Source organism: Pigmentiphaga sp. H8, assembly GCF_003854895.1.
Classification (GTDB): Bacteria; Pseudomonadota; Gammaproteobacteria; order Burkholderiales; family Burkholderiaceae_B; genus Pigmentiphaga.
Window position 1 is genome coordinate 4,078,141 of record NZ_CP033966.1, and the last position, 18,680, is coordinate 4,096,820.

Sequence of the window (18,680 nt, forward strand, 5' to 3'; positions counted from 1 at the left end):
TCCGATTGTACGCGCAGCCGCCACGCCCGACCTGCCTTGTTGACGTCCTCGATGCCTGAAGCCGATCCCGTACACGTCCGGCTGCCCAACTGGGTGGGCGACGCCTGCATGTGCCTGCCCGCGCTGGACCTGATCCGGCATGCCGGGCACCCCCTGGTCCTGCATGGCCGCCCCTGGGCGCGCGAACTGCTCGAGGGGCTGTCCCCCGCGGGATTCGTCTCGCTGGGCAAGGCATTCGGCCCCAACCTGACCGCCACCCGGCAGGCGGCGGTCACGGGCGGCAAGCCCCGCGGCGTGGTCTTTCCCAATTCGCTTTCCAGCGCGGCGCTGTTCCGGCTGGCCGGCATCCGCGCGGCCGGCTACCGCGGCGACGGACGGGCGCTGTTCCTGAGCTGGGCCCTGACCAAGCCGGAAGGGCTCCACGAGGTGGAGGTCTTCCACCACCTGGCGCGCGAGACGCTGCAACGCTGGCATCCGGGCATCGACCTGCCGGCCTCCCCCGGCCCGCGGCTGAAGCTGCCCCTGACACCCGCGCACCGGGACATGGCCGCTCGTGTGCTGGCCGATGCGGGCATCGGCCGCCCCTTCGTCCTGCTGGCCCCGGTCGCGACCGGCCTGCATCACGGACAGCCCAAGGCCTGGCCCTTGTTCGCCGACCTGTCGCGGGCGCTGGCCGCGCAGGGGGTGGCCTGCGTGGTCTGCCCGCCGCCCCACGAAATGGAAGCCACCCGCCAGGCCGCCCCGGCGGCGACCGTGCTCCCGCCCCTGGGGCTGGGCGCCTTCGCCGCCCTGACCGCCAGCGCCGCGGCGGTCGTCTGCAACGACTCGGGCACTTCCCACGTCGCCGCGGCGGCCGGCGCGCGCCAGATCACCTTGTTCGGCGTCACGCGCCGCGAGCGCACCGGCCCCTGGTCCCCCGACGCGATCTGCCTGGGCGCCGAAGGCCATTGGCCCGCCCTTCCCGACGTGCTCGACGCGGTACGGCACCTGGTGCCCCCTTCTTCGACATGAACCCCATACCCGTCCGCGCCCCCCAACGAGTGCTGGTCATCGCCCTGCGCTACCTCGGCGACGTCCTGCTGACCACTCCGCTGCCCCATGCGCTGCGCGCACGCTACCCGGACTGCCAGGTCGACATGCTGGTGTTCCGCGGAACCGAGGGCATGCTGGAAAACAACCCCGACGTCCACGAAGTCTTCACCATTGCCGAACGCCCGGCCAAGGGCGAAGTCCGCGCCATGGTCCGCCGCCTCTGGCGCCGCTACGATCTGGCGCTGGTCCCGCAGCCCGGCGACAAGCCCCACCTGTTCGGCCTGACGTCGGCCCGGGTACGCGTCGGGCTGGTGCCGCCCGAGGCCGGCCACGCCTGGTGGAAGCGGCTGTCGCTGCGCCGTCCGCTCGTCATCGACGAACACATGCACCGCGTGCACGAGAACGAAAGAGTGGCGGCCCTGCTGGATCTTGCTCCGGCGCGCACGCTCGTGCCGCCCACCGCCCACCTCCTGCGCGACGCCTGGACCGCCCGGTTGGCCGCCCTCGCTCCCGAAGCACCGCCCTTCGATGCTCGCCGGCCCTATGCGGTCATCCATCCTTCCCCCCGCTGGCGCTACAAGCAGTGGCACGCCGACGGCTGGCGCGGCCTGTTCGCCAGCCTGCACGCGCGCGGCCTGCAACTGGTCCTGAGCGGCGGCCCCGGCGAAGCCGAGTCGCAATATCTCGACAGCCTGCTCGAGGGTCTGGACGAGAACGTCCGGCGGGCCATCGTCCGGGTCCAGGGCCGGCTGAGCCTGGCCGAACTTGCCGACCTGCTGCGCCATGCCGACGTCTACGTCGGCCCCGACACCGCCACCACGCACCTGGCGGCGGCCTGCGGCACGCCCACGCTGGCGCTGTTCGGCCCCACCGATCCCCGCCAGTGGGGACCGAGCCCCGCCGCCGGACTGGACCAGCCGTGGTCCAGGGCCGCGCCGCGGCAGGTACGCGGCAACGTGCTCATGCTGCAGGAGCTGGTCCGCGATTGCGTGCCCTGCCAGCGCGAAGGCTGCGACCGGCATCGCGGCAGCCACAGCGATTGCCTGGACGCGCTCGCGACCTCCACCGTGGTCGCGGCGGCGCAATCCCTGGTGGACGCCGCCGCGCCGGCCAGGCAAGGAGCCGGCGCATGAAGCTGGGGATCGCCTGCCATCGTTTCGGCTACGGCGGAGGCATGGAGCGCTATGCCATGGACCTCGTCAAGGGCCTGCGCCAACTCGGCATCCGGCCGGTCGTCTTCGCCCGCAGCTTCGATACGGCCATCCCGGAGTACGCGTTCGTCGAACCGGTACGCATCGCCGTCTGGGCCCTGCCGGGCAAACTGCGCGACCACTATTTCTCGTCCCGCCTGCGAACGCTGAAGGCCGTGCATGGCGTCGACCTGCTGATCGGCTGCAGCCGCACGGCCGTGTCCGACGTGGCCATCTGCGGCGGCACGCACCTGGGACACCTGGCCCACGCGAACCGGCGGCCCACGCACTGGGACCGCTGGCAGATCCGGCTCGAACGCGCCCACTATGCCCAGGCGCACCTGGTGCTGGCGCATTCACGCATGATGGCGGATGAACTGCGCCGCTACTACGACGTACCCGAGGCGCGGATACGCGTGCTGTACCCGCCGGTGGACGTGGAGACCTTCAGCCCGGTGGACGCCGCGCGGCGCGCCGAGCTTCGCCGTGAACTGGGCATTCCGGAAGGCACCACCGCCTTCCTGTTTCCCTCCACCGGCCACGAACGCAAGGGCTATCCGATGCTGGAAGCCTGTTTCGGCGCGACCGACCTGCCGGTCTCGCTGCTGGTCGCCGGCCGGCCGGTGGAGTCGCGCTGCCCGAGGATCCGCTACGTCGGCTACCGCCAGGACATCGCCGACTGCTATCGGGCGGCCGACTACACCATCCTGGCCTCGCGCTACGAGCCCTTCGGCCTGGTCGGACCGGAATCGGTGCTGTGCGGCACGCCCACCGTGCTGCCGGGCGGCATAGGCAGCACCGAGGCACTGTCCGGGGAAGCCTGCCTGACCTTCGACGTCGATGCGCCGGCGTCGCTCGCGGACGCCGTCGTGCGGGCCGAATCGCGGGCAAGGGAGGGCCGTGCCCGCCTGCTAGATCCGCTGAACCATCTCTCCTACGCCCCCGACACCCGCGCCCATGTCGAGGCCCTCCTGAACCTGTCCGCATCCCTGCGCTCCCCCTCCGAGGTTTCATGAGCCGTTCCATGCCCCGGCACGGCGGGCTGCCTGTCCCGCTGCTGTTTCTTTCCGCATTGGCCGTTTCCCTGGTACCCGCTCTTGCACTGTGGGTGCGGGGAAGCGCCAATCAGTTGCTGTTCCTGCTCCTGCTCTTCGCCCTGATCGGCACCGCCTGGCGCGGCCGCCTGGCGCCCCAGGACCGTTTCGTTCCCGTCGTCCGCCGATACTGGCCGATCTGGGCCGCGCTGGCGGCGCAATTTCTCGCCGCCTGTACAAGCACCGTCGTGGTGGGCCTGCGCGATGCGCGCGTGTTCGACGATCCCAGCGTGCTCGATACGCCGCTGCGCATGGCGCTGTTCGGCCCGCTGCTGTGGCTGCTGCTGAACGTGCCCTCACGCTGGCTCAGGCAGATCCAGTGGGGCTGCGTGGCCGGCGCGCTGATCGGCGCCGGCATCCTCCACCACCAGTTCGGCCTGTCGCCCGACGGCCGGCCCGGACAGATCCTGTTCTCCAACCTGCTGCCGTTCAGCAATATCACGCTGTTGCTGGGCCTGTTCTCGCTGCTGACCCTGGGCTGGTCCGACCGCGCCACGGTGTGGGGCAGGATCGGCATCGCGCTGAAGCTGCTGGGCGGCGCGGCGGGCCTGTACGTCGCCTACGCCTCCGGCACGCGCGGCGGCTGGCTGGCGCTGGGCGCCTTCGCGCTGGTGTTCTTCTTCCTGATGTCGGGCAGCGTCTGGCGCAAGCTACTCGCCATGGCGGCGCTGGCCTGCGCGGTGCTGGCCGTCTACCATGCCAGCGACCTGGTCAACCAGCGCGTGGACGAGGCCTATACGGAAATACAGGAATATCGCAAGGGCCAGGCCCTCGATTCCTCGGTGGGCAACCGGCTGCAGCTCTGGTCGGCGGCGCTGGAAGTGTTCGAGGCCCATCCGCTGGTCGGCGTGAGCCGGCAGGATTACCGCCGCACGATGCGCGAGGCGGCCGAGCAGGGCTTGATCACCAAGCACGCCGCCGAATTCCGGCACTCGCACAACGAGTTCCTGTTCAACCTGGCCACGCTCGGCATCCTGGGGGGAATTGCGATCGCGGCGGCCTGGCTGGTTCCCGCCCTCTTCTTCGCGCGTGCCACGCGCCGTGGCGGCCGCGATGAAAAAATCGCCGGCACCATGGGCCTGCTGCTGGCGATCGGCTTCCTGGTATTCGGCATGACCGAGGTCATGTTCGCGATGTCGATGGTCGCCGCGTTCTACACCCTGATGATCGCGGCGCTGATGGCCATCGCGATACGCGCCGGCCGGGACGACCCGGCCGCCTAGTACTCCAGCCCGACATCGGCCGGCTGCCCCGTCAGCTTGCCCAACTGCTGGATCAGCACGTCCGGCACCCGCACCCGCCAGTCCTCGCTCAGGCGCACCACGCACTTGGCGTCGCCGCGGTTGTAGACGATCTCGACGGGCGTACCCGGGAAGCCGTTCTCGGGGTCGGCGCGATGCGGGTTGAGGACTTCGCGCAGGGAATCCGCGTGCGCGTTGCCGTTCAGGCGGATGGACAGCGCCCGGGCCTTGGCCTCGCGCGCCATCTGCAGGTCGAACAGGTCGTCGGCCACGATGCGCATGCCGCCCGAATATTCATCGTTGCTGACCTTGCCGGAAATGATCAGCAACTGGTCTTCGCGCAGCCGGCTGCGATGCCGTTCGTACAACTCGTTGAACACCGAGATCTCCACCTGCGCGGAGCCGTCGTCCAGCACGGCGAACACCATCTTCCCGCGCCGCGTCATCTGCGTGCGCACGGCGGACAGGATGCCCGCCATCCACTGCAGGTCGCGGCTGGGCTGCAGGTTGGACAAGGGATTGCGCACGAACCGGCGGACCTCGGTGCGGTAGGCGTCAAACAGGTGGCCGCTGAAGTAGAAACCCAGCGCGGTCTTTTCCTGGCCCAGGCGCTCGCGTTCGTCCCAAGGTTCGACATCGGCCAGGTCGCCCGCCAGGTCGGCGTGGTCGTCCCCGCCGAACAGCGACACCTGGCTGGCGGCGCGAGCGGCCTGTTCGGCGGCGTCCATGGCCGTGCCCAGGGTGGCCAGCACCGCGGCGCGGTTCGGCGACAGCGTGTCGAAGGCGCCGGCCTTGATCAAGGCCTCGATGGCGCGGCGATTCACCAGGTGGCGGTCGATGCGCCGGCAGAAATCAAACAGATCGACGAACGGCCCCTTCTCGGCCCGCGCGCGCAGGATTTCCTCGACCGCGCTCTGCCCGGTGCCCTTGACCGCGCCCAGCCCGTAGCGGATGGTGCGCGGCGGCAGGCCGCGCGCCGAATGTTCGTCCAGCACCGGTTCGAAGCGGTAGTTGGACAGGTTGATGTCGGGCGGCAGCACCTTGACCTTGTTGGCCACCGTATCGGCCCAGAAGATCTGGACCTTGTCGGTGTCGTCCATGTCGGACAACATGGTGGCGGCCATGAACTCGGCCGGATGGTGAGCCTTGAGCCACGCGGTCTGGTAGGCGATCAGCGCGTAGGCGGCGGTATGCGACTTGTTGAAGCCGTATTCCGCGAACTTTTCCATCAGGTTGAACAGCGTGACCGCGATGTCGGGGTCATAGCCCTTCTTTTCGGCGCCCGACTGGAAGATCTCGCGGTGCTTGGCCATTTCCTCGGGCTTTTTCTTGCCCATGGCCCGGCGCAGCATGTCGGCGCCGCCCAGCGTGTAGCCGCCGATGATCTGCGAGATCAGCATCACCTGTTCCTGGTAGACGATGACCCCGTAGGTGCTCTTGAGCACCGCCTCCAGATCCGAGTGGAAGTATTCGGCCTTGGCGCGGCCGTGCTTGCGGTTGACGAAGTCGTCCACCATGCCGGAACCCAGCGGGCCCGGCCGGTACAGCGCCAGCACGGCGATGATGTCTTCGAAGTTGCTGGGGCGCAGCTTCTTGAGCAGTTCCTTCATGCCGCGCGATTCCAGCTGGAACACGGCGGTGGTGTTGCCGTCGCTCAGCAGCTTGTAGGAATCGAGGTCGTCCAGCGGCAGCGCCATGACGTCGAAGTCGCGCATGCCCTCGTTGAACTCGCGCACGTAGCGCACGGCCCAGTCGAGAATGGTCAGGTTGCGCAGGCCCAGGAAGTCGAACTTCACCAGGCCCACGGCTTCCACGTCGTCCTTGTCGAACTGCGACACCGCGATGTGGCTCTGGCCCGGCTGGCAGTACAGCGGGCAGAAATCGGTCAGCTTGCCCGGGGCGATCAGCACGCCCCCGGCGTGCATGCCGATGTTCCGGGTCAGGCCCTCGAGCGGCTGGGCCAGGTCGATCAGCGCATGCGCTTCCTCGTCGTTGTCGTAGCGCTCCTTGAAGACGGGCTCTTCGTTCAGCGCGCGTTCCAGGCTCCACGGATCGGCCGGCGAGTGCGGGATGATCTTGGACAGGCCGTCGCAGAACAGGTAGGGCAGGTCCAGGACCCGGCCCGCGTCGCGGATGACCGCCTTGGCGCCCAGCGTACCGAAGGTGGCGATCTGGCTGACCGCGTCGCGCCCATACTTCTGCTTGACGTACTCGATGACCTTGTCGCGGTTGTCCTGGCAGAAGTCGATATCGAAGTCGGGCATGGAGACCCGCTCGGGATTCAGGAAGCGCTCGAACAGCAAGTCGTAGCGGATCGGATCGATGTCGGTGATGCCCAGGCTGAAGGCCACCAGCGAGCCGGCGCCCGATCCCCGGCCGGGGCCGACGGGCACGCCGTTGTTCTTGCCCCAGTTGATGAAGTCCTGAACGATCAGGAAGTAGCCGGGAAAGCCCATGTCGATGATGGTCTGGCATTCCTTGTCCAGCCGCTGGTCGTATTCCTCCTGGTGCGCGGCGCGTTCCTTCTCGTCCGGGAAGAGCTGTTCCATGCGGCGGGCCAGGCCCTCCTTGGACAGCTGCACCAGGTATTCGGACAGCGTCACCCCCTCGGGCGTGGGGAAGTTGGGCAGCTTGGGATTGCCCAGTTCCAGCGTCAGGTTGCAGCGCGTGGCGATGGCCACCGTATTGGCCAGGGCCGAGGGCACGTCGGCGAACCGTTCGGCCATTTCCTGCGAGGACAGCAGGTACTGTTCTTCGGTATACAGCCGCTGGCGGCGCGGGTTGGCCAGGATCTCGCCTTCGGCGATGCAGACCCGGGCCTCGTGGGCGCGGAAATCCTCGCGCTCGATGAACTGCACCGGGTGGGTGGCGACCACCGGCGCGCCGCATTCGGCCGCCAGCCGCATCGCGGCCTGCACGTAGGTCTCGTCGCCTTCGCGGCCGGCGCGCTGCAATTCGACGTAGTAGCCGCCCGGGAATACCTTCAGCCAGTGGCGCGCGAACGCCAGCGCGGCCTCGTGGTTGCCGGCCTCCAGCGCCTGGCCCACGTCGCCCTGGCGCCCGCCGGACAGGGCAATCAGCCCCGGACCGTAGGTGTCCAGCCATTCGGGCCGGATCTCGCCGCGGCCGCGATGCTGATTGGTCAGGAAGGCCTGCGTGAGCAGTTCGCACAGGTTCAGGTAGCCGGCGCGGTCGCGCACCAGCAACAGCATGCGGTAAGGCTTGTCGCGGTCGGCATCGTTGGTCACCCAGACGTCGCAGCCGGCGATGGCCTTGATGCCCTTGCCCCGCGCCGCCTTGTAGAACTTGATCAACCCGAACAGGTTGGACAGGTCGGTCAGCGCGATCGCCGGCTGCTCCAGCGCGGCGACTTTCTTGACCAGGTCGGAGATGCGGACGATGCCGTCCGACACCGAGAACTCGGAGTGGACGCGCAGATGGACGAAGGGGGGGGTAGGCGACTGGGACATGCCGGCATTTTAGCCCCTCGGCGCCGGGTCCGGGCTACCCCCCGGGCGCCCCTTTTCCCTGGGACCGCTCTATTCCTTCTCGATGCCGGCGGCCTGGATGACCCGGCTCCATTTTTCCAGTTCCGCGCGGCCGAAAACGGCCAGCTCCGCCGGGCTGCTGTAGGACATTTCCAATCCCAGGCCGACCAGGCGCTCGCGCACGGCCGGATCGCGGGTGGCCTTCTCCAGCGCCTGGCTGAGACGCTCGATCACCGGCGCGGGCGTGCCCGCCGGCACGTACAACGCATACCAGGCCAGCAGCTCGAACCCGGGATACTGCTCGGCGATGGGCGGCACCTCGGGCAGGAGCGGCCACGGTTTGGCGGAACTGATGCCCAGCGCGCGGACCTTGCCGGCCTTGACCTGCTGGGTGCCGGTCACGATGTCGGTGAACATGACCGACACATGGCCGGCCATGACGTCGTTCAGTCCCAGCGGGATGCTCTTGTAGGGTACGTGCAGCATCTGGATGCCGGCGGCCGTCGTCAGCATCGCCCCCGGCACCAGGGTCCCGGCGCTGCCCGAGGCGTAGGACAGCTTGCCGGGCTGGGCCTTGGCCAGCTTGACCAGATCGGCCAGGGTCCTGACCGGCAGCGCGGGATTGGCGATCAGCAGGGCCGGCGTGTAGGCCACGCGCCCCACCGGCGCGAAGTCCTTGATGGGGTCGTAGCCCGGCTTCTTCATCAGCGCGGGATTGGCCGCCTGGGTCGTTTGCGTGGTGAAGAACAGGGTGTAGCCGTCGGCGGCGGCGCGCGCCGCGGCCTGGGCCGCGATGGCCCCCTGCGCGCCGGCGCGGTTCTCGATCACCAGCGGTTGGCCCAGTTCGCGCGACAACGCCTCGCCGACGATGCGGGCGGTCGTGTCCACGCCGCTGCCCGGGCCGAACGGCACCAGCACGGTCACCGGACGATGGGGATAGGAATCGGCCGCCACGGCGCCCGCGGCGCCGAATGCGGCCAGGCAAGCCAGGGCGCGGGCGCCCATGCGGATGTGCTTGGTCATGCTGTCTCCGGTTTCTGGTTCAAGGATGCCGCAGGTCGAGCGCGTCGAGCCAATGCAGCACCCGGTCGGCGATGAGATCGCTGTTGCGGTCCATCATCAGGAAATGGGAATTGCCGCGCGTGCCGCCGGCGGGCAGGTCCAGCACCTCGACCGGCGCGCCCCGCTCCGCCAGCGCGGCGGCATGCGCATCCACCGTGGCGCGGTAGCGGCGCCAGACGGGGTGATCGTCGACATGGTCGCCCCAGGCCAGCAGGTGCGGCTGAATCCCCGCCCGCCCGGCGCCCGGCGCCCCCGACGGTTCCAGCGCCACGACGGCGCGCACGGTCTCGGGACGCTCCTGCGCCGCCAGCAGCGCGAATCCGCCGCCCTGGCTGTGTCCGACGACGATGCAGGGTCCCACCCGGTCCAGCAGCGCGCGATAGGCGGCGCTGGTAATCGCTTCGTGGCCGGCCCAACGCGGCACCCACTGGCGCGCGAACTGATCGAAGGCATCGACCGGGAACTGCTGGCCGGGATGGGCCCGGCGCGCGGCGGGGTCGGTGCGGTAGCCATCGGCCGGCCCCATGCGGAACATGTCCCAGGCTTCGTCCAGCGTGCGGAACAGCGGCGCGTCGGCATACAGCTCCGGATGGCGCGCCCAGGACGCGCGGCCGCGCTCCACGGCGTCGGACACGCAGACGTCGTACCCCGCCCGCAGGAAGCGCCACAGCCAGCCCGGGCGCCCGTCGGGGGTCGTCTCCCAGTTCACGCCCGTCATGCCGCCGCCATGCCAGAGCAGCACGGGCAACGCATGCCGGGGGCGCGCCAGTCGGTAGGCCTGCACGTACATCTGGCCGACGACATGATCGCCGTTGGGATCCACCGGCCGGGGCGCCGCGCCCTGGGCCAGGCGCCGGGTTTCCACCGGCAGGCCGCGCAGCGTGCGCACGGCGCCGCCGACGTGGAAGCTGTCGATCGCGCGCAGGCAGATCTCGTCCGGGGCGGTCTCAGTTGCGGGCATGGAGAAAATCCTGGTCCTCGGAAAAGCAGCGGATGCGCGGCACGGCGCCGAAACAGGCGTCCAGGGCACCTTCCATGACGTCCATGAAGCGCGCGACGACCTCGGCGCCGCGGCGTTCATTGCGGCGGAACTGGACCTCGAGGTAGACCGGGCAGCCGCGCGGGACAGCGTGCGCTGCCACCACCACCATCTGCACCTGGGCGGCCTGCGCGCCCAGCAGGTCCACGCAGGCGCGCTCGGTGGCGGCACCCAGCGCGGCGAGCGGCGCGTCGGCCAATAAAGGGCTGGAAACGAAAGCTTTGATGACGGGCATGGCGGTCACGGACAAGACGTGACGACCATGATGCCGGCGCCCGATAATGAAATCCAGTGCAAACTATTGCTATATTATTGCGCCATGCGCACCAATTGCGATCTTCCCGATCTCCAGGCCTTCTGCGCCCTCGTGCGCTGCGGCGGCTTCAACAAGACCGCCGACATGCTCGCGCTCTCGCCCTCCGCGCTGAGCCGGCGCATCAGCAAGCTGGAGGAAGCCCTGGGCGGGCGCCTGGTCGAACGCACCACGCGCACCATGGTGCTGACGCCGCTGGGCCAGACCCTGCACGAACGCCTGGCGCCGCTGCTGGACAGCCTGGACGACTGCCTGGCGGGCACGGCGCGCATGGCGCGCGGCGAAGGCGGCCAGTTGACCGTGGCCTGCATCACGACCGTGGCGTATTCCTTGTTCCCCGCCGCCCTGTCGCGCCTGCGGCAGCGCCATCCGGACGTGCGGGTGGACCTGCGCGACGATACCGGCGCACGGGTGCGTGATGCGGTGCTGCGGCGCGAGGCCGAGTTCGGCATAACCGTCATGTGGGAAGACGAGCCCGAGCTGACCAGCCAGTTGCTGCGCGACGACCCCTATGTGCTGGCCTGCGCGCCCGGCCATCCCATGGCGGTTCGCGGCCAGGCCGCCTGGGCCGACCTGGCGGGGCAGCGGGTACTGGCCCTGCGCCGCAGCAGCGCCAATCGCCAGCAGATCGATGCCGCGCTGGCCGTGGCGGGCGTGCCCGCTCCCTGGTTCGACGAAGTGGAGCACCTGTCGTCCATGATCGGTTTCCTGGAACACGGCGGCTGGATGGCGGTGCTGCCCCGTCTGGCGCTGGCGGCGACGACGCGGGTCGCGACCATCCCCCTGACCGGACCGACCATCGCGCGGCGCATCTGCCTGGTGCGGCGGCGCGACGCCACGCTCAGCCGGCCCGCGCGCGCCCTGTGGGACGAACTGGCGCGCAGCATCGCCGGCGCGCCGGCCGAAGATCCTGCCGGCTGACGGGCCGGAACGCTCAGGCCGCTTCCCCGGCCCCACCGTCGCGCGCGGCCCGCAGCGACTGCATGAGCTTGTCCAGCAGCCCATCGAGCTGGCGCAGCTCCTGCTCGCTGAAATCGCCGAACATCACCTCGCGCTCGTGCCCGCCGCCGATGCGATCGGCCTGCTCGCGCACGCGGCGGCCGCGGGCGGTCAGGGTCAGCTCGAACGCCCGCGCATCGCGCGTGCTGATGCGGCGTTCGGCCAGACCGAGTGCGATCAACCGCGACACGACCTTGGACAGCACGGTCTTTTCGATGAAGGTGGCGGCCTGCAGGGCCGACACGCTGATGCCCGGCGCATCGCCGATCTGGCGCAGCACCCGCAGGTCGCGCACCACCAGCCCGAGTTCCTTGCGATACAGCTCGTTGACCTGCCGCACCGCCTCGCTCTTGATGAGGTCGAGCTTGTAGGTGAAATAGGTCTCGAGTTTCTTGGTCACGGCGGTCTCGTGCGGGCGGCGGGGCATCGCGGCATTGTATGCCCGCGCGCCGCCAGCGGGGTAAATACTTAGTGCAATTTTCAATAGTTGAAATAGCATCCTATTTTTTGCTTCACGCGATAGGATTGCAATGAAAATCGAGGTCTCGGACACCCACGCCCAGGACATGACCACATGGCGGCGCACGCTCCACCGCAACCCGGAACTCGGCTTCGAGGAACACGAGACGGCGGCCTTCGTCGCCGAACGGCTGCGCGAATGGGGCATCGAAACCCATACCGGCATCGGCGGCACCGGCGTGGTCGGCGTCATCCAGGGCGCGCTGGGCCCCGGCCGCAACCTCGGCCTGCGCGCCGACATGGATGCCCTGCCCATGCAGGAACAAACCGGCCTGCCCTACCAGTCCGTGCGGCCCAACCGCTTCCACGGCTGCGGCCACGACGGCCACACCGCCATCCTGATGGGCGTGGCGCGCCATTTCGCGTCCCACCGCGACTTCCGCGGCACGCTGAACCTGATCTTCCAGCCCGCCGAGGAAACCCTGCGCGGCGGCTCGACCATGATCCAGGACGGCCTGTTCGAACGCTTCCCCTGCGACGAACTCTATGGCCTGCACAACCACCCTCCGCTGGAACCCGGCCGAGTCGGCGTGCGCAACGGCGCCACGCTGTCGGCCTGCGATCTGTTCCGCATCCGCATCCATGGCGTCGGCGGCCATGCCGCCAGCCCGCACCGCACGGTGGATCCGGTGGTGGTCGGCAGCGCGCTGGTGCAATCGCTGCAAACCATCGTCAGCCGTTCGGTGGACCCGTTGCAGACCGCGGTGGTCAGCGTCTGCCAGTTCCATGCCGGCACCGCCATCAACGTCATCGCCGACCAGGCCGTGCTGGAAGGCACGGTGCGCACGCTGGACCACGGCGTACAGGCCGAGGTCCTCAAACGCCTGAAGGAAATCTGCGCTGGCGCCGAGCAGGCCCATCGCTGCCGCATCGAATTCGAGCACCTGCAAACCTCGCCGGCGACCATCAACAACGCCGAGCAGGCGCAGGTCGTTCGCGAGGCCGCCCTGGCGGTGGTGGGCCCGGACGGCCTGGAGCCCGACATCCCGCCGCTGATGGCTTCCGAGGATTTCGCCTACATGCTGCAGGAAAAGCCCGGCTGCTATTTCTTCCTGGGCAACGGCGGCCACATGTGCCACCACCCCAAGTTCGACTTCAACGACGACGTGCTGCCCGTGGGCATGTCGATGATGATCGAGATCGCGCGCCGCCGTCTGGTGGCCTGACCCCATCCCCCCGCAAGGACACCGCCATGCACGCACCCCGCTACCTTGCCGCCCCCCTTCTGGGGCTGCTCATGCTTGCCGCCGCGCCGGCCCAGGCCCAGACCGCCTATCCCGCGCGCCCCATCCACCTGATCGTCAACGGCGCGCCGGGCAGCCTGCCCGACCTGTTCGCCCGCCCCATCGCCGAGAAGATGCGGACGTCCCTGGGCCAGGCCGTGGTCATCGACAACCGCCCCGGCGCGGGCGGCCTGCTTGCCATGACCAACCTGAAGAACAGCGCCGCCGACGGCTACACGCTGGCGGTGGTCACCAACGCGCACGCCGTCTGGAACCAGTACCTGTTCAGCAAGCTGCCCTACGACCCGCAGGCCGACCTCCAGGCCGTCAGCCCTATCGCCGTGATCCCCATGGTGCTGACCGCCAGCCCCGCCCTGCCCGCGGGATCGCTCAAGGAACTGGTCTCACTGGCCAAGGCCAAGCCCGGCGTGCTGAACTACGCGTCCTCCAGCACCGGCTCGCCGCCCCACGTGCTGTTCGAGATGTTCAAGCTGCAAACCGGCGCCGACGTCCTGCACGTGCCGTTCAAGTCCGGCCCCGATGCGCTCAACTCCACGATCGGCGACCGCACCCAGCTCTACCTGGCCGGCTCCGCCCTGATCGAGCCGCAGGTCAAGGACGGCCGGCTCAAGGCCCTGGCCGTGAACACCCGGGAACGCCTGCCCAGCTTGCCTGGCGTCCCCACCTTCGCCGAGCAGGGCTATTCGGGCCTGGAAGACACCGTGTGGCTGGGGATCGTGGCCCAGGCCGGCGTGCCGGCCGACATCGTCCGCAAGCTCAACCGCGAGATCGCCAAGGCGGTCCAGGCCGAGGACATGAAAAAGCTCTATGACGCGCACGGTTCGGTGGTCTACACCGCGAGTCCGGAGGAATTCGCCGCGCGCATCAAGGCCGATCACGCGTTGTGGGGGCCGGTGATCAGGAAGGCGAACATTTCGCTCGACTGACGCGCGGTCCGAAAACCCGGCACTGAAATACGAAGGCCCCGGCGGCGCATGCCCCGGGGCCTTCGTCGATCACCGCGCGGCGCTCACTCCCGGGGCGCGCCCGGGACTTCCACCGTGTAGTTCAGCGCCAGCCGGCCGCCATCGACGAACACCGTCTGCCCGGTCACGTAGCTGGCGTCCTCGCTGGCCAGGAACACCGCGGCGCCGGCCACTTCTTCCGGACGGCCCAGCCGCGTCATCGGGATGCGCGACAGCACCGTGTGCAGCGCCTTGGGATTGTCGGTAATGGTCGACATGATGTCGGTGTCGATGCTGCCCGGCCCCAGCGCGTTGACGCGCACGCCGTGCGGCGCCATCGCCAGCGCCATGGCCTTGGTCATCTGCCGCACCGCGCCCTTGCTGGCGCCGTAGGCCAGCTGGTTGGACATCGCCAGTTCGGCCGTCATCGACGACAGCGTGATGATGCTGCCGCCGCGTCCGCCCCGCACCATGGCCTTGGCCGCGGCCTGGGCCACGAGGAAAGTGCCGCGGACGTTGACGTTCATCACGAAGTCGAGGTCCTCCAGCGTCACGTCCAGGAACTCGGCGGCGCGGATCACGCCGGCATTGCACACGCAGATGTCCAGCCCGCCGAACTCGCGCTCGCACAAGGCCACCATCTCGGCCACCTGGGCCGGGTCGGTGACGTCGCCGCGCATGGCGCGCGCCGGGCCGGCCATGGCCGCCAGGGCCTCGGTGTCGACTTTCTCGGCGCGATCCACCAGCACCACGTTGGCGCCCTCCTGGCTGTACCGCTTCGCGATCGCCAGTCCGATCCCGCCCGCGGCGCCGGTCACCAGCGCCGTCTTGTCCTTCAACCTCATTGCTACTCCAATCGATCCCATGGTTACAAACGGGAAAAACACCGGCCATCATCAGCCCGGTGGTGCCCCAGGGCACAGCGGATCCGGCTTTGCCGGTCCGCCAGTGCCGCCCCCTTGAGGGGGCGCGCGAAGCGCGTAGGGGGTGGGACCTAGACGCCTACATACTGGGCGATCAGTTCGGGGCGTTCCGACAACTCCGGCGACGTGCCGCGCCAGACCGTCACGCCCTTGTCCAGGATGAAGTTGCGGTCGGACAAGCGCAGCAAGGCCTTGGTGTTCTTGTCCACCACGATCATGGTCAGGCCTTCCTGCTTGAGCCGGGCCAGCACGCTCCAGATCTCGGCGCGCACGATGGGGGCCAGGCCCTCGGTGGCCTCGTCCAGCACCAGCAGGCGGGGGTTGGTCATCAGCGCGCGGCCGATGGCCAGCATCTGCTGCTCGCCGCCCGACAGCTGCGTGCCGAGGTTGGCGCGCCGCTCCTTCAGGCGGGGAAACAACTCGTAGATCTTGTCCAGCGTCCATGCCGAGGCGTCGGTGCGCTTGGACGTGGCGATCAGGTTTTCCTCCACGGTCAGCGTGGGGAAGATCTGGCGCCCTTCGGGCACCAGCGACAGCCCCAGCCGGCCCACGCGGTACGGCGCCATGCCGTTCAGCGTCTGCCCGTCGAAGGTGATGCTGCCGGCCGCCGGCTTGAGCAGGCCGAACAGGCAGTTGATCACCGTCGTGCGCCCCATGCCGTTGCGGCCGATCAGGCCCACGACCTCGCCGCGCTTGACCTCCATGTCGATGTCGAACAGCGCCTGGCAGGAACCGTACTTGGCCGCCAGTCCTTGTATGGAAAGCATGCGTGAACTCCTGCCTCAGGCGTCGGCGTCGTCGCCCAGATAGGCGCGGCGCACTTCGGGATGGTTGCGGATTTCCTCGATCGAGCCGGTCGCGACGATCTTGCCGTAGACCAGCACGCTGATGCGGTCGGCCAGCGAGAAGACGGCGTTCATGTCGTGTTCGATCAGCAGGATGGTGTAGCGGCCCTTCAGCGAACGCAGCAGCTCGATGGCCGCGGCGCCTTCGGCCGCGCTCATGCCGGCCATGGGTTCGTCCAGCAGCAGGATGCGCGGATCCGCCGCCAGCGCCATGGCGACCTCGAGCTGGCGCCGCTGGCCGTAGGCCAGGTTGGACACCACGGTGTCGGCCACGTCGGACAGATGGCACTGCTCGATGATGCCGCGCGCCTTCTCCATGACGTCCCCGTAGGACGACATGGGTTTCCAGACGGCCCAGCGCACGCCATTCTTGCGGAGCGCCGCCAGGCACACGTTCTCGACCACGGTGAAGGCATCGAAGATGGACGTGATCTGGTAGGAGCGCAGCAGGCCCATGCCCACGCGCTGCTGCACGGGGGTACCGCTGACCTCTTCGCCGCCCAGCACGATGCTGCCCTCGTCCGAGCGCAGTTCACCGGTCAGCAGGTTGATCAGCGTGGTCTTGCCGGCGCCGTTGGGGCCGATGATGGCGTGCAGTTCGCCCGGTTCGATCTCCAGCGTCACGCCGTCGGTGGCGCGCAGGCCGCCGAAGCGCTTGACCAGGTCCTGGGTACGCAGTCCGATGGCGTTCATTGCGACTCTCCCGCGGAAACGGCGGCGACCTTGGGTGCCGCGGCAGGCGCCGCGGACGGCGCCGGGGCGGGCTCCTCGCGCCGGCGGATCAGCCACGCGAAGCCGTTCTTGCTGACCAGGGCGATCACGACGATGACCGGCCCCATGATCAGCATCCAGTGCTGGGTCAGGCCCTTGAAGAATTCTTCCATGACGAGGAAGGCGATCGCGCCGACGATGGGACCGGTGATCGTGCCCAGCCCGCCGATGACCAGCATGACGATCAGCTCGCCCGACACCGGCCACGACATGTAGCTGGGCGAGGCGAAGGCCGTCAGATTGGCCAGCAGGAGGCCCGCCAGGCCGGTCAGCACGCCGGACATGACGTAGGCGGCCAGTTGCACGCGGAAGACCGAATAGCCGAACGCGTTGACGCGGCGCGGGTTGATGTGGGTGGCCTGCAGCACCATCCCGAACGGCGACTTCTTGAGCCGCGCCAGGAAGATCGTGACCGCCAGCAGGACGGCCCAGGTCGCCCAATAGACCTCGGTACTGCCGGACAGCTCGAACAGCCCGAAGTTGCTGGGCTCGTTGATGTTCAGCCCGTCGTCGCCGCCGAAGGTGGTCATGCTGACCATCAGGAAGTAGAACATCTGGGCGAAGGCCAGCGTGATCATGATGAAGCCGATGCCCGAGGTGCGCAGGCACACCGTGCCGACCACCAGGCCCACCAGCGCGCACACGACCACGGCGGCCAGCAGTTGCAGCCAGCCATCGCTGATGCCGTAGAAGCTGAGTATGCCCACGGCATAGCAGCCCAGGCCGATGAACATGGCATGGCCGAAGCTGACCAGGCCGGCGAAGCCCAGCACGAGGTTCAGCGCGCACGCAGCCAGCGCATAGACCAGCACGCGCGCGAAGAACGTCACGTAGAACGGTTCGCCTATCGCCTGCGCGACGAATGGCACGGCCGCCAGGAGTATGAACAGGACCGGGATCATCCAGGCCCCGAATTTGACGCGATTCATATCGTCTACCTTGCAGGAATATCAGTTACCGCCGCAACCAGACCCAGGGCACCACGGATCCGGCTCCGCCGGTCCGCCAGTGCCGCCCCCTGGGGGGCGCGCGCAGCGCGTAGGGGGGGCCTACTTCTTATTCAAAATGCCGTTGGGCCGGAACGCCAGCACCAGCGCCATCAACACGTAGATCAGCATGGAGGCCATGGCCGGACCCACGGCGTTGGCCGAGGCCGGCTGCATGAACGAGCCGAGCAGGTGCGGGATGTAGGCGCGTCCCAGCGTGTCGATCACGGCGATGATCATCGCCGCCACCAGGGCGCCCCGGATGGAGCCGATGCCGCCCACCACGATGACCACCAGCGCCAGGATCAGGACCGGTTCGCCCATGCCGGACTGCACCGACAGGATGGGACCCGCCAGCGCGCCCGCCAGGCCGGCCAGCCCCGCCCCGAGCATGAACAGCAGCTTCTTGAGCAGGTCGATGTTCACGCCCAGCACGCTGACCATGGACGAGTTGCTGGCGCCGGCGCGTATCAGCATGCCGAATCGCGTCTTCTGGATCAGGTACCAGGCTCCCAGCGCCACCAGCACGCCGACCGCGATGATCAGGATCCGATAGACGGGATATTGCGACCCGAACAGCGTCACCGCGCCGTTCAGCGCCGACGGGATGGCCGCGTAGTAGGGACGATTGCCGAAGATGACGATCGCCAGTTCATTGAAGAACATCATCAGGCCGAAGGTCGCGAGCACCTGGTACAGGTGGTCGTGCCGGTACAGCGGCTTGGCGACCAGATGCTCCAGCAGCAGCCCCACCAGCCCGGCGGCGATGATGGCGGCGGCAATGGCGAAGATGAAGGACCCGCTCGCGTTGTAACTGGCCGCCCCGATGAACGCGCCGACCATGTACAGCGAACCGTGCGCGAGGTTGATGAAATTCATGATGCCGAAGATCAGGGTCAACCCTGACGACAGCAGGAACAACAGGACGCCGAGCTGCACACCATTGAGCAACTGCGACAAAAACAGCGAACTATTCATTGACAGACTTCC

17 protein-coding genes are annotated in these 18,680 nt (G+C 68.7%); 7 read left to right on the top strand and 10 right to left on the bottom strand.

Annotation, left to right across the window (positions count from 1 at the left end; translation table 11 throughout):
• The first annotated feature begins 51 nt into the window (after positions 1-51).
• The 4 genes from EGT29_RS19260 to EGT29_RS19275 are packed head-to-tail and all read left to right on the top strand — an operon-like array spanning position 52 to position 4,539.
• Complete coding sequence (locus tag EGT29_RS19260) at positions 52-1,011, top strand: glycosyltransferase family 9 protein (RefSeq protein ID WP_124690488.1); 960 nt, start codon at positions 52-54, stop codon at positions 1,009-1,011.
• Positions 1,008-2,165 carry a putative lipopolysaccharide heptosyltransferase III gene (gene rfaQ, locus EGT29_RS19265; protein WP_124690489.1) on the top strand — a complete coding sequence of 386 codons (1,158 nt, stop codon included), beginning with the start codon at positions 1,008-1,010 and terminating at the stop codon, positions 2,163-2,165. Before EGT29_RS19260 ends, rfaQ begins: the two co-directional genes overlap by 4 nt.
• Positions 2,162-3,238 (top strand): glycosyltransferase family 4 protein, encoded by a 1,077-nt coding sequence (locus EGT29_RS19270; protein ID WP_124690490.1) that lies wholly within the window; start codon positions 2,162-2,164, stop codon positions 3,236-3,238. Before rfaQ ends, EGT29_RS19270 begins: the two co-directional genes overlap by 4 nt.
• A complete protein-coding gene (locus EGT29_RS19275; protein ID WP_124690491.1) occupies positions 3,235-4,539 on the top strand; it encodes an O-antigen ligase in 1,305 nt (434 codons plus the stop codon). The genes EGT29_RS19270 and EGT29_RS19275 overlap by 4 nt, the downstream gene beginning before the upstream one ends.
• Here EGT29_RS19275 and dnaE read toward each other — a convergent pair.
• From dnaE to EGT29_RS19295, 4 genes are all read right to left on the bottom strand, one after another.
• Complete coding sequence (gene dnaE / locus EGT29_RS19280; RefSeq protein ID WP_124690492.1) at positions 4,536-8,027, bottom strand: DNA polymerase III subunit alpha; 3,492 nt, start codon at positions 8,025-8,027, stop codon at positions 4,536-4,538. The two genes, EGT29_RS19275 and dnaE, sit on opposite strands and share 4 nt — an antisense overlap.
• A 69-nt stretch (positions 8,028-8,096) precedes the next feature.
• Positions 8,097-9,068, bottom strand: coding sequence for a tripartite tricarboxylate transporter substrate binding protein (locus tag EGT29_RS19285; RefSeq protein WP_124690493.1), 972 nt, complete (start codon positions 9,066-9,068; stop codon positions 8,097-8,099).
• A 19-nt stretch (positions 9,069-9,087) separates the two neighbouring features.
• Positions 9,088-10,068 carry an alpha/beta fold hydrolase gene (locus EGT29_RS19290; RefSeq protein WP_124690494.1) on the bottom strand — a complete coding sequence of 327 codons (981 nt, stop codon included), beginning with the start codon at positions 10,066-10,068 and terminating at the stop codon, positions 9,088-9,090.
• Positions 10,055-10,381 (bottom strand): hypothetical protein, encoded by a 327-nt coding sequence (locus EGT29_RS19295; RefSeq protein ID WP_124690495.1) that lies wholly within the window; start codon positions 10,379-10,381, stop codon positions 10,055-10,057. The genes EGT29_RS19290 and EGT29_RS19295 overlap by 14 nt, the downstream gene beginning before the upstream one ends.
• Positions 10,382-10,465: 84 nt before the next feature.
• Between EGT29_RS19295 and EGT29_RS19300 the strand changes: the two genes are divergently transcribed.
• Positions 10,466-11,380, top strand: a complete 915-nt coding sequence (locus tag EGT29_RS19300) for a LysR family transcriptional regulator (protein WP_161567879.1) — start codon at positions 10,466-10,468, stop codon at positions 11,378-11,380.
• A 13-nt stretch (positions 11,381-11,393) separates the two neighbouring features.
• Here EGT29_RS19300 and EGT29_RS19305 read toward each other — a convergent pair whose 3' ends face one another.
• Positions 11,394-11,858 (bottom strand): MarR family winged helix-turn-helix transcriptional regulator, encoded by a 465-nt coding sequence (locus tag EGT29_RS19305; protein ID WP_161567880.1) that lies wholly within the window; start codon positions 11,856-11,858, stop codon positions 11,394-11,396.
• 130 nt (positions 11,859-11,988) lie between these two features.
• Here EGT29_RS19305 and EGT29_RS19310 point away from each other — a divergent pair, with 130 nt between their 5' ends.
• Positions 11,989-13,143: a M20 aminoacylase family protein gene (locus tag EGT29_RS19310; protein ID WP_238160109.1), complete on the top strand. Its 1,155-nt coding sequence runs from the start codon at positions 11,989-11,991 to the stop codon at positions 13,141-13,143.
• 26 nt (positions 13,144-13,169) lie between these two features.
• A complete protein-coding gene (locus EGT29_RS19315; RefSeq protein WP_238160111.1) occupies positions 13,170-14,147 on the top strand; it encodes a tripartite tricarboxylate transporter substrate binding protein in 978 nt (325 codons plus the stop codon).
• Between the two features lie 83 nt (positions 14,148-14,230).
• Here the strand turns inward: EGT29_RS19315 and EGT29_RS19320 are convergent, their stop codons facing one another.
• The 5 genes from EGT29_RS19320 to EGT29_RS19340 form a co-directional block, all read right to left on the bottom strand.
• Entirely contained in the window at positions 14,231-15,010 is a 780-nt protein-coding gene (locus EGT29_RS19320) for an SDR family NAD(P)-dependent oxidoreductase (RefSeq protein ID WP_124690498.1), read from the bottom strand.
• Between the two features lie 149 nt (positions 15,011-15,159).
• A complete protein-coding gene (locus EGT29_RS19325) occupies positions 15,160-15,855 on the bottom strand; it encodes an ABC transporter ATP-binding protein (RefSeq protein ID WP_124690499.1) in 696 nt (231 codons plus the stop codon).
• A gap of 15 nt (positions 15,856-15,870) precedes the next feature.
• Positions 15,871-16,626: an ABC transporter ATP-binding protein gene (locus EGT29_RS19330; protein WP_124690500.1), complete on the bottom strand. Its 756-nt coding sequence runs from the start codon at positions 16,624-16,626 to the stop codon at positions 15,871-15,873.
• A complete protein-coding gene (locus EGT29_RS19335; protein ID WP_124690501.1) occupies positions 16,623-17,633 on the bottom strand; it encodes a branched-chain amino acid ABC transporter permease in 1,011 nt (336 codons plus the stop codon). The genes EGT29_RS19330 and EGT29_RS19335 overlap by 4 nt, the downstream gene beginning before the upstream one ends.
• 120 nt (positions 17,634-17,753) lie before the next feature.
• Positions 17,754-18,668: a branched-chain amino acid ABC transporter permease gene (locus tag EGT29_RS19340; protein ID WP_124690502.1), complete on the bottom strand. Its 915-nt coding sequence runs from the start codon at positions 18,666-18,668 to the stop codon at positions 17,754-17,756.
• Between the last annotated feature and the right edge of the window lie 12 nt (positions 18,669-18,680).